The organism is Ignavibacteria bacterium (assembly GCA_017302895.1).
GTDB lineage: Bacteria > Bacteroidota > Ignavibacteria > Ignavibacteriales > Ignavibacteriaceae > UTCHB3.
Map to the genome: position 1 here is coordinate 187,744 of JAFLBV010000003.1, position 14,596 is coordinate 202,339.

Annotated in this window: 10 protein-coding genes; 8 read left to right on the plus strand and 2 right to left on the minus strand. The window is 41.2% G+C overall.

Annotated features, from left to right (window positions below):
* Positions 1-15: 15 nt before the first annotated feature.
* On the minus strand, positions 16-987 hold the full coding sequence (locus J0L60_13045; GenBank protein ID MBN8547051.1) for an aldo/keto reductase: 972 nt from the start codon (positions 985-987) through the stop codon (positions 16-18).
* A 189-nt stretch (positions 988-1,176) separates the two neighbouring features.
* Between J0L60_13045 and J0L60_13050 the strand changes: the two genes are divergently transcribed.
* The 7 genes from J0L60_13050 to J0L60_13080 all read left to right on the plus strand — a co-directional run bounded on the left by J0L60_13050 (position 1,177) and on the right by J0L60_13080 (position 12,493).
* Positions 1,177-2,040, plus strand: a complete 864-nt coding sequence (locus J0L60_13050; GenBank protein ID MBN8547052.1) for a hypothetical protein — start codon at positions 1,177-1,179, stop codon at positions 2,038-2,040.
* 72 nt (positions 2,041-2,112) lie between these two features.
* Complete coding sequence (locus J0L60_13055; GenBank protein MBN8547053.1) at positions 2,113-3,402, plus strand: T9SS type A sorting domain-containing protein; 1,290 nt, start codon at positions 2,113-2,115, stop codon at positions 3,400-3,402.
* Entirely contained in the window at positions 3,399-4,709 is a 1,311-nt protein-coding gene (locus J0L60_13060; GenBank protein ID MBN8547054.1) for a cytochrome P450, read from the plus strand. The genes J0L60_13055 and J0L60_13060 overlap by 4 nt, the downstream gene beginning before the upstream one ends.
* Positions 4,709-5,965: a class I SAM-dependent methyltransferase gene (locus tag J0L60_13065; GenBank protein ID MBN8547055.1), complete on the plus strand. Its 1,257-nt coding sequence runs from the start codon at positions 4,709-4,711 to the stop codon at positions 5,963-5,965. The genes J0L60_13060 and J0L60_13065 overlap by 1 nt, the downstream gene beginning before the upstream one ends.
* A gap of 16 nt (positions 5,966-5,981) precedes the next feature.
* The gene (locus J0L60_13070) at positions 5,982-6,470 is read left to right on the plus strand and encodes a histidine phosphatase family protein (protein MBN8547056.1); all 489 of its coding nucleotides are present in this window, start codon (positions 5,982-5,984) and stop codon (positions 6,468-6,470) included.
* 414 nt (positions 6,471-6,884) lie between these two features.
* A complete protein-coding gene (locus J0L60_13075; protein ID MBN8547057.1) occupies positions 6,885-8,474 on the plus strand; it encodes a VCBS repeat-containing protein in 1,590 nt (529 codons plus the stop codon).
* Positions 8,475-8,512: 38 nt separating this feature from the next.
* Positions 8,513-12,493, plus strand: coding sequence for a T9SS type A sorting domain-containing protein (locus J0L60_13080; GenBank protein MBN8547058.1), 3,981 nt, complete (start codon positions 8,513-8,515; stop codon positions 12,491-12,493).
* Positions 12,494-12,813: 320 nt separating this feature from the next.
* Here the strand turns inward: J0L60_13080 and J0L60_13085 are convergent, their stop codons facing one another.
* Positions 12,814-12,951 (minus strand): hypothetical protein, encoded by a 138-nt coding sequence (locus J0L60_13085; GenBank protein MBN8547059.1) that lies wholly within the window; start codon positions 12,949-12,951, stop codon positions 12,814-12,816.
* Positions 12,952-13,120: 169 nt separating this feature from the next.
* On the opposite strand from J0L60_13085, the gene J0L60_13090 reads away from it, so the two are divergent.
* Positions 13,121-14,302 (plus strand): hypothetical protein, encoded by a 1,182-nt coding sequence (locus J0L60_13090; GenBank protein MBN8547060.1) that lies wholly within the window; start codon positions 13,121-13,123, stop codon positions 14,300-14,302.
* Positions 14,303-14,596: the final 294 nt, after the last annotated feature.

Here is a 14,596-nt window from a genome sequence, read left to right on the forward strand (position 1 = left end):
TTGTATAATTCTCCTTTACTCTGAAAAAACTGATTTTACAAAATTGAATTCATCCTCGGTGAGGGGTTTGTCTGCAGCCGAGAGGTTGACCTTTACCTGGGCAAGGTTTCTGAAACCGGGAATAACTGCAGCAACTGAATTGTATTTCAAAAGATATTGAAGTGCAACCCGTGCGAGGTCTTCCGAAGTGTTGCCAAACTCTTTTTTGAGGGCTTCTATTTTTGGCTCAAGTTTTGCAAGGTTTTCAGCGGAAAATCTTGGGGCATTTGCACGGTGGTCACCCGGTTCGAATTTTGGCGGGTTATCTTTTGAATATTTTCCGAGAAGAAGTCCCTGGGCTACAGGTCCGAAAGCAACAAATGAAATTTTATGTGCTTCCATTGTCTTGGCAGTCGGGGTTCCTTCCACGAGATATTTATCATCAATCGCACTCGCGGAGCTCTGGAATGCTTCGGGTTTGATTTTCGGACCAAGGGTTGCAAACCGCTCGTGTGAATATGAGGACAAACCGATTACTCTGATTTTGCCTTCTTCTTTCAGTTTATACATCATTTCAACAGCGTCATCGAGGTAAACATCGTCTTTCCCGAAATCACCGTGGTGGAAATAGTAGAGGTCGATAAAATCCCTCTTGAGATTGATGAGTGATTGTTCACACTGGTGGCGGATATGGGCAGGTTCGTAGGCATGGGCTGCGGTTCCTTTGAACCATCCGATTTTTGTGGCGATGGTGATGTCATTTACTCGCTTGCCGAGAATTTTGGAGAGCATTCTTTCAGCTCTGCCATTTCCGTAAACATCCGCATTATCGAAATGGGTGACACCATTGTCAATGGCATAGTTTATAGCGTCCGCCACTTCATTTTCATCTACATTCGCCCAACCGTTTGGGGTACCGTCAACCCAGTTCAATCCGCCGAGTGTCCAGCAACCGAGACTGATTTCAGAGATTTTCAGGTCGGACTTGCCAACTTGTCTTGATTTCATTTTGAATCCTTAAATTTTAATAACCAATAAGCAAAGATAAGAAATAAGGGACTCTGAAAGAGAACGATTTGGGGGTGTTGGATGTAAGGATTCAGGAATTTATCTAATTAATTTTTTATAAAAGCTAAAAAGTTTTTATTTTGCGTACCATATTATTTTTAATAATCATCATTACAAAAGTCTGGCAAAATGATCAAATTAGGATTGGTAACATGCCGGGAATACCCGGAACTTACAGAGGATGATCAGCTTCTGATCCCTGCATTTAAAGAAAAAAAGATAATAGCGAAACCGGTTATATGGAACGATGGCCCCCTCCCTCCAAACGAGTATGATCTTCTGATTATCAGATCCCCGTGGGATTACTATCTTTCCACTGCTGAATATATTTCCTGGATGAATAAAGCCAACGCTGCCGGTTATAAAATTCTGAATAAACCGGAAATCGTCAAGAAAAACCTTCATAAGAGCTATATCAAGGAATTACAGCGTAGAGGTGTGCTTACTGCCGATACGATGTTTATTCCAAAAGCGAGTATCCTGAAGCTGGAAGAGGTTTTTGAGAGAAAACGGTTCAAGACGGTAGTGATAAAACCTGCAATTTCTGCGGGTGCGTTCGAGACCTATCTTGTCCACAGAGATGAAGCAATTGAATATAACCCGATTGCTGCCAAAATCCTCGAGTTCTCCGATCTGATGATTCAGGACTACATTGAGGAAATTGAAACCAACGGAGAGTATTCCCTGGTATTCTTCAACGGTGAATACAGTCATGCCGTTCTGAAAACGACCGCCCCCGGTGAGTTCAGAACACAACTTGAGTATGGCGGTATTGTGGAATCGATCAAACCCTCGGCTGACATGATTGACATGGCATACGAGATAAACGACGCTCTCGGTTTCGATACTTTATATTCAAGAGTGGACGGGATAATGACCAAAGACGAGTTTAAAGTGCTTGAACTCGAGATGTTTGAGCCTTGTCTTTACTTCTCTTACAATGAAAAATCGGTTAAAAGGTTTGTGGAAGCCGTTATCGAACGGATAGGCTGATTTTAGTCACTCTTTTTTTACGGCGGTTTAAGTAAATTTCAGACTCGATTTCCCAATTATCGGAACAGAAGTTTGAAATTACTTATACCGCTTTTTTTATTCGCCTTTACTCTCTTTCCCCAAAATTTTAAGTGGACGAAACTCCCTGTCCCCACTCATAAAACCATAAATTCAATCTCGTTTATCGACAGTCTCTACGGATTTGCTGCCGGCGACACAGGTCTTGTGATGAAAACGACAGATGGAGGTATCTCGTGGCAGGTGCAGACACTTCCCCGAAACAAGGATATAAGCGATATCACATTTGTGAGCAAAACAACGGGGTATGCAGTCGCTCTCGATTTTGAATCATCCCCTTTTGGTACACTTTTTTATAGAACGACCGACGGCGGTGATTCCTGGGTGGAAAGCAGATACAGAGGCGACGAGGTCTATTTTGTTTCACTTCATTTTCTCGACTCGCTTCGGGGGTGGACGAGCGGACTCGAAGGTAAAATTGCCTTCACCACAAATGGCGGCGATGAGTGGATTCCTGCACTGAACGACACGAGTGAGTTCACCAACTTCCCTGTTCTCGGTTTTTCATTTTATACCGATACACTCGCCTTCGCTTTTGGAGGGCATATAGATATTGCCGGAGTTGTCTGGAAAACCACGAATGCAGGTGGTTACTGGAAATCGCATGGAGTGGGACCTGAGCCGATACGGGGGTTGATTGTATTCGACAGTCTCAATCTCATCGGAATTGGTGGTGATTTTGAGTACGGCACCGCAGTTGTAAAATCAACAGACGGAGGGGAAACCTGGGATTACAGAAGCCTTGATGTTTTCGGAGTGCCCTACGGACTTTCATTTCGAACGGAAAATGAAGCATGGGTTCCTCTCGGTTTCGCTCAAAAACTGCTCTATACCCCGGATAAAGGGACAGTTTGGCTGGAATACTCCGCCCCTGACAGCGGTATTCTTTATGACATTCAGTTTACCGATTCCCTGACAGGCTACACCGCCGGCAGAAATGGTTATTTTGCAAAGTACAGCAGAAGTATCGTCGGAATTAAGGAAGATTTCTCCCTTTCATCCTCTGAAACATTCAAACTTGGTGAAAACTACCCGAATCCTTTCAATCCCGTTACCATAATTCCCGTGACCCTTGCAGAACCCGCACAAATTATTCTCACAGTTTATGATATCAGAGGAAGGGAAACAGGCTTTGCAGTCGAAGGAAATTACGCTGCAGGTTATTATGAATTTAAGTTTGATGCCGGAAGAGCATCTTCGGGTGTCTATTTTTACAAATTAAATGTGGTCACTTCTTCGGGCAAAAAGTACTCACAAGTGAAGAAAATGGTGGTTAACAAATGAATATTCACGATTTACCCGGCTACAAGGGGGCTGCATTTCTAAAGATTCTGCCAAAACTCTACCGGGATCCTCTTGGGACGCTGAGCGATATCGTCGCGGGGGGTGACAGAGTAATTCCCTTCCAACTCGGGAAGTATATCCTTTTTCTTGTGAACGACCCCTCAATCCTTCGTCATATCCTAAAAACAAATTACCGGAACTACCCGAGAGGGAAATCGCTGAAAGGCATCTTCCCGCTCCTTGGGAAGGGCTTGTTCACAAGCGATCACGACCTCTGGGTCAGGCAGCAAAAAAATCTGACACCTGCATTTCACACCAAAAATTATGCGGAGTTCGAACAGATAATCAGAGAGGAGACAGGGAGATTCTGCTCTGAACTCGAAGCCCTTTCGAATCAACCCGGCAATGTCGATATGCAAAAAGAGTTTAAAACTTTGATGCTCAGGATTCTGGCGAAGGAGATGTTCTCTCCTGATTTGAAGTTCGAGCCCGAAACCATCATCACAAAACTTGATGCCGTGCTCGACTATACGAGCATAAAAGGGGAATTGATAAGAAATGTCGTTTCGGGTGTAAAGGGGCTGTTTGGTCTTCGCTACACTCCCCCACTCTACTACACTGAATCGTTGAAATATCTTGAAGATTTTGTCGCGGAATTTTTCGGCAGAATTATGAAAAATGAACTGCGACCGGGAGCCCTCACTTCCATTCTGAAAGAATTAAAAGAGCAGGGCGAGATCGACGATACCCAGGTGCGTGATGAAATTATGACATTTCTTTTCGCAGGTTTTGATACCGTGGCAGAGGGGCTTTCCTGGAGTCAGTATCTTATCTCCACCAGTCCCGGCACAGACGAAAAGATTATTTCGGGAAGCGAATCACGCTGGCTTGGTGCCGTGATAAATGAGGCACTGCGGCTTTATCCCCCTGCATGGGCGTTTTACAGAATTGTTACCGAAGATGACGATATTGACGGGCTCCACTTCCCTGCAAAATCTTATCTGATGATCTCACCATATCTGTTACACAGAACACCAAAATACTGGGAGAATCCGCATTTATTTAACCCCGAAAGATTTGTAGAAGAGGATCAGCCCGAGGTGAACCACTTCCACTACATACCCTTCGGTCAGGGTCCCCACATCTGCACAGGAAGAAGAATAGCAATGTTCGAAATGCATCTGATCCTCTCAATCATCACACCCAAATTCCGATTCATTTACACGGGGAAAAATCCACCCGAGGCAGATCCCGGAATAATCATGAAAGCAAAGGATGCTCTCCTCTTCAAAGTTGAGATGAGATAATGAGCGATAATGAGAAAATAAAGCGGGTAATCTCCCTGACAACAGGTAACAGTCTGAAAAACGGATTCATGATTCAGTTTCCCGATGGTGAAATGTGGAACCCCGTCCCCGATTCGGTCCCCGGATTTACACTTAAACTGAAATCGGCGGGTTCATTGAAGAATACGATCTTTCCGCCGACAGAATTGAATGTAACCGAAGCGTATCTTTTTGACGAGTTTGACATCGAAGGTGATCTTTTTTCTGTTTTTGAAACTGCTTACGAATTGTCAGGGATAAAGAGGGGGCATTCCGAAAATCTCAGTCTCCTCCTCAAGATTCTCTCCCTGCCTTCAAGTCCCCGAAAGAAAGAGAAAAACTTCGCCAGGAGGATGTCGGGTCAAGCCCACTCTCTCGAGAGGGACAAAGAAGCCGTCTCCTATCATTACGATATGTCCAACGATCTCTACAAACTTTGGCTCGATCCTCAGATGGTTTATTCCTGTGCATATTTCAAAACTCAGGATACTCCTCTCGAGGAAGCTCAAACGGATAAACTCGACTATATTTGCCGGAAACTTGCCCTTAAAGAGGGAGAGAAGTTGCTCGATGTCGGGTGCGGATGGGGTGCCCTGGTTATTCATGCTGCACAAAATTATGGTGTTACTGCTCTGGGTGTCACGCTGAGTAAAAACCAGGCGGAACTGGCGAATTCCCGGATTCAGCAACTCGGGCTTGCGGAGAGGTGCAGAGTAGAGGTTAGGGATATCAGAGAGATGGAAAATGAACAGTTTGACAAGATTTCATCGGTTGAGATGTTGCACCACATCGGCTACAATTCACTCCCTCAATATTTTGAAAAAATCAGGCAGCTCCTTAAACCGGGCGGACTGTCGTTTCAGCTCGCTGTTACGAGCAATGCAGCAAAGGGAAAATATCGCGGTCCTCTTTTCGCACCAAAATATTTCATGCCCGACTATGAACTTTCACCCGTCGGGGAGTACTTAAAAATCGCCGAAAGAGGGGGATTTGAAGTGTATGACCTCGAGAATCTTCGTCAACACTACATGCTGACAGCAAGGCACTGGTTAAAAAATATCGAAAGCGGGCATGATGAAATTGCAGGGGTTACAGGTGAAGTAATGTACAGGGTTTACAGATTGAGCATGGCGCTTATGGCATACGGATTCTATTCGAACATGATAAACCTCTACCATTTTGTATTGCGAAAAACAGAAGGGAAAGGGAATTATCCCCCTTTAACCCGCTGGTATTGAGATGAAAGGAGAAAAGATGAAGGAACTTTATTTATTACGACATGCAAAATCTGACTGGGATGACGATTCCATTTCAGATCACGAAAGACCCTTAAACAAACGGGGATTCCGTGACGCCCCCGCCATGGGAAATTTAATGAAAAGGGAAGGAATGGTGCCTGATCTTGTTGTCTCCAGCACAGCGCTCAGGGCGAAAACCACCGCAGAACTGGTGACGAAGGAAATCAACAGGAAACCGGCGGATATTATTCTTATGGGGTCACTCTATCTTGCATCGGCGGCAGAAATCCTTGCGCAAATCAGGCAGACGGATGAATCGACGGAAAGACTTCTATTGGTAGCTCACAATCCCGGCATCACAAATCTTGTAAACCGCCTCGCCGGTAATCCCGTTAATTCAATAGAAATGCCCACATGTGGTCTTGCACAGTTTATCTTCCCCGGGAAATGGTGCGATGCAAATTATGCCAGCTTCAGACTGATTCATTTCTATACACCAAAATGATGAAAACCTCGCTGAAAATTATCTCCCACCCCTTCAGGTCGATAGCCTGCTTAACATACCCCCTTCCAGGTTAAAAATATTTTGTAAACCTCTTGACATTAATCAAAAAAAAATGTAATTTAATTCCCGGATATAATTAAACACGGGAGAGCAATGTAAACGCAGGAAATAAAATAATCGTGACAAAATTTGTCCGGTTATTGCAAGTTATCCGGCAGGATGTTCAAGGATTTTTTCCGGGCCCTTTTGGAGCAAATATTCTATCGTAATGTACCTTCCACACCCTGTAGAGAACCATATGGCGGTTCTTCTCCGGGGAACCTTACAAAAACAATTCTATTGCACTGTGACATTTTAAGCAATTAAGATGCCTTCGAATCGTTATTTAGATACTTAATCTTTTTGGAAGACTGTATGAGTAAATACACAAGACCGTTGACAATACTCCCCTGTTTAGTTTTATTGCTGAGTTCTGCTGTGGAGGCACAGTATTTTGATTCATTGATATTTAAGACCTACGGTTACTATTGGGAAGAATCGATCATTTATATGGGAGATCAAAACGATGATGGTTTTGATGATTTCCTTGTCTGTGCGATGGATTCAATAACAGGACCATATGGCAAAGCTCGCTTTTTTTACGGTGGAAACCCCATGGACACAATACCTGAATTTACTATTCCTTTCTACACACCTAAATCTATAACTGCTTGTGACATAAATCGAGATGGATACAGAGATATAGTTAGCATGCGCTTTAACCCCATTTTTCCGGTATATCTTGATGTGTATTTTGGAGGAAATGATATTGACACAATTAAAGACCACTCTTTTCCAATACCCGACACTTCCCGGGAAAAGCGTGTAGTCTTCAAAGGACATGATGGCCCAATGGACTTGGATGGCGATGGATATGAAGAATTAGTCTATACCTGCCCCACGCTATATGTTACGACGAGGAACAAATATATTTCAGGCATCTACATAATGAAGACAAATACCAACCTCTCTCCGATGAGTTACAAATTAGTTACCGATTACCCCGATACACTCTATTACAACAATGATAATTGGATGTATTTTGGTGATATAGACGGAGACGGAAAAGATGACATGACCTTTTACCAACACGGGGTTTACACGGAATTGGGATTAAAGGATAGACGCCGGTTTTATTATGGAAATGATTCTCTGGATTTTAGCAATTATTACCAATTCAGTGATGACACCTTGGAAGGGACGCGTGCAATGTTCATTACTGAAGATATGAACAAAGACGGCAAAAGTGAAATAGGGGTGGTCAATTGGACGGGTAGCTATGCTACTGCCATATCATACGGAACCCCGAGACCACCTGACATAACCCCTGATGTTGTATTTAGAGCGGGAATCCAATATGCACCGGGTTTTTCGCCCGGAGATGTCAATGGAGACGGGTATAATGATTTGGTGAAATATTTGCCTTATTATAACCAAGCTCTTTTCCTTGGTGGAGCCAATGTATCGGGATTGGTTGAAAAATACTACTACGCGAGGAGTAGTTTTTTTGGATTAAATTTTGGAGGAAGAGTTGGAGATGTGAATGGAGATGGGATTGATGATATCTGTATAGGGGAGAATGGATTTTATGAACATTCACCATCCGGGCCTGCGGGGTTTGTATATATTTATAAGGGAAGCAAAACACCCGTATCTGTTAAAGCTGAATATGAAGAAAATCAAGAAATTGACGAACTTGATTTGACTGTCTCACCAAACCCCACCAATGGACCGATTACAGTACGATTCACTATGCCTGACTCGGGTGTTATTCAGTTAAAAATTCACGATATGCTTGGACAGGAGATATTTAACAAAACACTTTACAAGGAGAAAGGAGGTCAAACAGAAACAATCAATTTTAAGGATATAACTGCATCAACAGGGATATATATACTTTCACTTGATCTTGAGAAAGGGGGTAAACATCAAAACAAAAATGCGAAAATTCAATATTTGAAATAATTAAATTCACTTTAAATTAATTTTGGAGAGTAATCGCGATGAAAAAGTTCTACATTATTTTTATAATTCTTACGGGCTTGTGTAATGCTCAGAGCAATCCCCGGCCTGGAGTTGATTATTTACCGCATATCGGATTCTTCGATTTTGTGGTGAATGCCATTTCAACACCACAAAACGGAGATAGTAGTGTAACCCTCATTAATCTAATGAGAACAAAAAACTGGTACTTCAATGAACTTCAGGCTCTTGGTCTTACCAATTTGGTTACTGACGGACAATTCCATATCAATGAAGCTCATGCATTGGATAATTTTTATCTGAACGACTTTGGGTTTGCATGGAAACACAGAGACTGGGGCTTAAATCAACACTTCTTTTTCCCTTCAAAATATATGAATTCATTTGGACATGACAAGGACTACTACACAGTTGAAGTAGGAGGAAGCGCAGTAACGAATATAAGCCCAACACTAAACAATTTTGGTTTTACAGATAACAATGTTAATAGCAGTAGTTACTGGGTCAACAGAGATAATGAGGGAGAACCAACAAATCTTGAACTGACAGGAGAGGACGACGATGATTTTATTGACAACCATAATTATGTTCGTAAGGCACTTGTTGGCGTACACCGTTCCCCCGGAGCTCTTTTATGGTTCAGACTGCCGGCGGCCCAATTCCCCTTGGCAGGAACAACGTATAAAATGAGAATTCTTCTTAGAAAAAATCCTGCCGAAAAAGACCCGCTGGCATTCACGCTCAAAATCAAACAATACAACAATTCACCCAAGTATATAATGACAGAAGACCGCCGGGAGTTTTTTAAGACAACACAACCTGTTAATTACCCTCCTGCGGATTTTACTCAAGAAGTTTATGAGCAAGAAATAACCAATACTACAGATTACGGTTGGTTTGAATCTGATGAATTTACATTAGCTGCCGGAATCAACCTTGAATTTTATATGATCTGGCATGGTAATGTCGATATTTTTATCGATAAAATAATTATTTTCGAACAGAATTTTGCCGATCTGTATGTTCACCCAACCGTAACGATGACCCAAATCTACAATGAATTGGAAGCAGCTTATATTGAGGATGATTTTGAAAAGATTCAAAATTTTTACTTCGATGAGCCGTTTCAGTTAACAGCAAAAGCGAGGGGTGACATACAATCTCAGGTAAGAAGTCTTTTTGGTGGACAAAATTCTCGTGTTGAAATAAATGGAGCAACAGGCGGATATCCAAAGTATTATCATGATTTTGATAGTGCATATTCGCGTACAACCTCCAATGAGTTCAGACAATATATATTGTACAATGATTATCCAATTGATAAAAATACTCTTACCACAACGACATCACTTCAAGCCCGTTTTGATCTGTTTTGTGATTATAAACATTTTGAAGACGATGGTAATGATGAGCTTTATGAACATTCAGGATTAAAAAGCGCATCAGTGGCAGCAAGAAACAATCAAATTCCGTTAATTATGACTTTGGGAGTTCACTCAGAACAATACATAAAAAGAGTAGGTGGAACCATAAGTATTGTACAGGGCGATCATACCCGCAGAGCCCCAACGCGAGATGAGATATTTGCTATGGGGAATATGGCATTGGCTTATGGTGCAAAAGGATTTATGTACTACATGATCCCAACCCGCTCGGCCGATCCTGCAGAGGGTCAAACAAGGTGGAACACTTACGGATTGTTTGACGATTCACTCAGCGTATTTAATCTTGAGCAAGGTACCGGACTAATCCAAAATCCGGCGAATGACCAAATTCCAAATGACAGGTATTTTGCTGTTCAAGACTTTATAAGTTCCACAAACATAATCGATTCAACTCTGTTGGGTTTAAACTGGTTAGAGACAAGAAGTTGGAATAAAACGGCATCGACAACTGTGAACTGGATAACTAATCTCAGTACTAAATATCCATACTTTGAAGACCCGGATTATCCGGAGAGCAAAACATTTGTGGAAACAGGTTATTTTGTTGAAAAATCTCCTCCATCCGGAAAGGTTGAGGATGCAAAATTCATTTATCTCGTAAACAGAAGATGTAATATCATCCCTCCATGGACGCCAGACAATCTTGAAGATTATCCAGATACATCATTTAGAAATATAAGATTTTATCTGAATTTCCCCAGTTCACCATGGGATAATTACACAGTAACAGACTTAAAAACTGACTCTGTCTATTTTACAACCAAAACAGGACTGGTAACGATTTTCCTTGGTGCAGGAGAAGGAACCCTGTTAAAGATTGAACCTCAGATAACCAGCATAACACAAAATGATACTCTGGGTTACAACACGACATTTTACAGTGACCTGACAGTTTCTAATAATGCGACTCTTACAATATTGGAAGGTACAACCCTCACTTTCGAAAATAATTCACGGCTTATGCTCTCTAATGGGAACCTGAATGTTATCGGTACAGCTCAGGAACCGGTAGTGTTTGACTTTGTTACTCCATATTGGCAATCCACTACTAATGGGATTGTTAATAACTATGGTAATGTTGTATTAAACCATGCAAAGATCAAAAATGCAGCTGTTGGCTACTACTCATACTCAACTGACAATGATGACATTCAAAATAGTGAAATATTCAACAACCAGTGGGGAATTGTGATGCATTGGACTCACAGTTATGGTACAGAAAAGGCAAAGATCATTAACTGTAACATCCATAACAATTCAACATGGGACAATCAGGGAAGAGGTATTACACTATCCAATTCATCACCTAAAATATATGCAACCACTATCAGAAAAAATGATTACGGTTTGTATTGCACTACAAATTCAAATCCGTACGACACAACTGATGAGATAAATGGATATAACATTATCGACAGCAACGATGTTGGCATAATAAGCTATAATTCAACTCCTATGCTTGGGTATGTGGATGATGATCAAGGAGGTATTTTCTATTTAGGTGGTGGTAATACGATCAAAAACAATTCCATATTCAATGTAAAGGCATACAGCAGCAATGTCTATGTAGAACGGAATTACTGGGGAACAAAAGACCCGGGATTGTTTAACCTGTATTCAGACAGCACCGGTATGATTTATACTGACTATTATCTGGATGATCCGCCAACAGGATCGATTCAATCCGGATTGGCGCGTAAAGCAACCATGAAGATCGATGCCGAATGGATGCCTCCAAGTCAGAGTAAGTTCACATCGGGAGGAGGACATAATTTGCTAAGAGCGGCAAGAAAACAGATCAGAAAAGGAAACATGACAGCTGCAAGGGCAATATTACTTCCATTGATCAACAACCCTGAAAACATGCAATCATCATGTGAAGCTCTGGAGATATACGGAAAAACTTATAACCCCGAAGAGATTGAAAGTTTCTTCTCGGTTCTTCAGACAGTGGGTAACCGCCCGGATAAAAATGATCTTACAGCAAAGGCTTTGTTTTTGCTTTCAGAATATCAAACCGACAGAAAAGAGACTCACCTTACAAACCTGATAACAGTTTATCAGGGAACCGACCATGCGGCGAGGGCATCTTACCTAAAAATAGTTCACCTGATTGGAGAAGGAAACCGAATCGAAGAGATTAATGCTCTGAAAACTGATATGAACAGATTATATCCTTTGAGTTCATATACGAAGGAAGTAAACTACCTTATAGTTTCAGGCACCAATATGATGAAACCTTCAACGGTGGCATCAACAACTGAGACTCTACCGTTGGAGTACAACCTTCTAAACAACTACCCAAACCCTTTCAACCCTGAAACAGTGATAAAATTCTCACTTAAGGAGAAGAGCAGTGTAACGCTGACGGTTTACAGCATCACGGGCCAGAAAGTTGCAGAACTTGTATCAGGCGAGATGGAAAAGGGTCTTTATGAGAAGAGGTTCAGCGGACTCTCTCACTCATCGGGTGTTTACATATTCAGGCTTGAAGCCCAATCGCTTGAGAGTAAGACAACATACTCGAAAACGATGAAAGCTTTGCTCCTTAAATAGGGCTGAAGGCTGATCCGCCACGGCGGACTGACGGCTGAATTGCCAACACCAGGATTATGAATTACTAAGGCTGTTCTCATTGGGGGCAGCCTCTTAAAAACATCTGCGTTGAAATAAATTTCAATTATTGGTGTAATAACACATGGTAAAAATATTTTGTAAAACTCTTGACATTAATTACAATAATTCGTAACTTATTATCAGGATATAATTAAACACGGGAGAATGATGTAAAATCAGGAAATAAAATAACCGGGACAAAAATTGTCCGGTTATTACAAGTTATCCGGCAGGATGTTCAAGGATTTTTACCGTCCCTTTTAGAGCATATAGTCTATCGTAATGTACCTTCCACACCCTGTAGAGAACCACACGGCGGTTCTTGTCCGGGAAACCTGCTGTTTATAAACATCCCCCTGATTTAACTCATAATAACTCATGAACAATCTATTATTCATATAAATTGTCCTAGAGTAACCGGATTGTATTCCGATTGTACATCTTAATCAATGGTTTAGCATGAAAATGTTTTATATTTTGTTTCTTTTGGGTTTAGGATTATTTACGAGCTGTTCAGAATCGCCGACCGATAATGAGGTAGAAAAACCTGTTCTTACAGTTGACGATATGTCATGCACGGAAGGTTGGCTTAATCTGTCCACTCCTCCGGAGATGTTACCTGCACAGGTATTGCTACTGCAGGATAACCAGACAGTTATGTCCATTACGGTGGTAACTACTGATACGCTTTTGTACATACCCACTCTTACCCATTCCAAAGTTTATGTTTTCCAGGCATCAATAACTCCTCCCAACAATTCTCCAATTTTTTCCAATGTTACAAATCTTACCACACTTTCACCCACCGGCAATTCCTTTAGCCGTACCAAGCATTACCTCGGGAGTACTAATATAAACTATAGCTATGTTAATGATATTGCAATAATTAGTGAGAATGATATCTGGGCTGTTGGTCTGTTTGTTCTTCCTGATACCAATCTTGCAGGTTATTCAAACTATAATGCAGCACATTGGGATGGAACGGGATGGGAGTATAAAAAACTTTGGTTCGAGGCTCCCGGGAATTATCAGTCTGTACCAGCCATCACGGGGATACTTGCATTTTCCCATGACAATTTGTTTATGATGTGTGAATGGGGTACAACATTTTATGATGGTCAGAATCAATCAAAAACAGAGAACGGACCATATTGGACCACAACAATATGGGGAAGCGATAGTAATAATATTTATGCCGGAGGTTATAGTGGAAAAATATATTACTACAATGGAACAGTTTGGACCCCGATCGAAACCGGAACTGACCTGTATGTGAACAACATTTATGGAGATTATAACAAAAGGACAAAATCTTATGAAATACTGGCCGTTTGTGCCGAATATTCTCTTGGCTTTACTTCAAAGATATTTAAGATAGAGGGCCAAAAGGCAACGGAAATAAGCAAACAAGGAATTTCAGATTTCGTTTTGAGAGGCTGGCTTTATCCAGGTAAAAAATATTTTGCAGTTGGTGATGGAATCTATTTTAAGGATATGAATGATTCAGAATGGAGCAAAGAAGAAGATCCAAATTTGATAACAATTTACTGCATAAAAGGAACCCGTCTAAATGATATATTTGCAGGTAGCACATACGATAGATTGTTTCATTTTAATGGAATTGAATGGAAAAAGTTGTTTCCTGAAAATCCCAATTCATCCTACGGTAAAATTAAAATAAAGAACAATATCGTTGTGGCAGCTGGATCAGATGGAAATCAGGGATTGGTAACAATTCTTAAAAGATAAAATTTAATTAAAGGAGGTCTTATGTTTCATCCGCCTTAGAAGTTTTGCATCGGAAATATTTTACTTTAAATTTAATTAATGAATTCATTAAAATATCATTCTCGATTAATGGAAACGATGAAAGCTTTGCTGCTTAAATAGGGCTGAGGGATGAAGGTTGATGGCTGAAAAACCCGCACCAGAATGTTAAATTATTAAGGCTGTCTCGAGAGGGGCAGCCTGCCATTTCAAAAAGACCTGTGTGTTATGCATCAAGTTTATATTTTTGCATTGTTTTTGCTTTAAGTAATTGTT

What these genes read in the sequence shown, in the direction of transcription:
- J0L60_13045 (MBN8547051.1), bottom strand. Translation starts at nt 987, where the DNA reads ATGAAATCAAGACAAGTTGGCAAGTCCGACCTGAAAATCTCTGAAATC.
- J0L60_13050 (MBN8547052.1), top strand. Translation starts at nt 1,177, where the DNA reads ATGATCAAATTAGGATTGGTAACATGCCGGGAATACCCGGAACTTACA.
- J0L60_13060 (MBN8547054.1), top strand. Translation starts at nt 3,399, where the DNA reads ATGAATATTCACGATTTACCCGGCTACAAGGGGGCTGCATTTCTAAAG.
- J0L60_13065 (MBN8547055.1), top strand. Translation starts at nt 4,709, where the DNA reads ATGAGCGATAATGAGAAAATAAAGCGGGTAATCTCCCTGACAACAGGT.
- J0L60_13070 (MBN8547056.1), top strand. Translation starts at nt 5,982, where the DNA reads ATGAAGGAACTTTATTTATTACGACATGCAAAATCTGACTGGGATGAC.
- J0L60_13075 (MBN8547057.1), top strand. Translation starts at nt 6,885, where the DNA reads ATGAGTAAATACACAAGACCGTTGACAATACTCCCCTGTTTAGTTTTA.
- J0L60_13080 (MBN8547058.1), top strand. Translation starts at nt 8,513, where the DNA reads ATGAAAAAGTTCTACATTATTTTTATAATTCTTACGGGCTTGTGTAAT.
- J0L60_13085 (MBN8547059.1), bottom strand. Translation starts at nt 12,951, where the DNA reads ATGAATAATAGATTGTTCATGAGTTATTATGAGTTAAATCAGGGGGAT.
- J0L60_13090 (MBN8547060.1), top strand. Translation starts at nt 13,121, where the DNA reads ATGTCATGCACGGAAGGTTGGCTTAATCTGTCCACTCCTCCGGAGATG.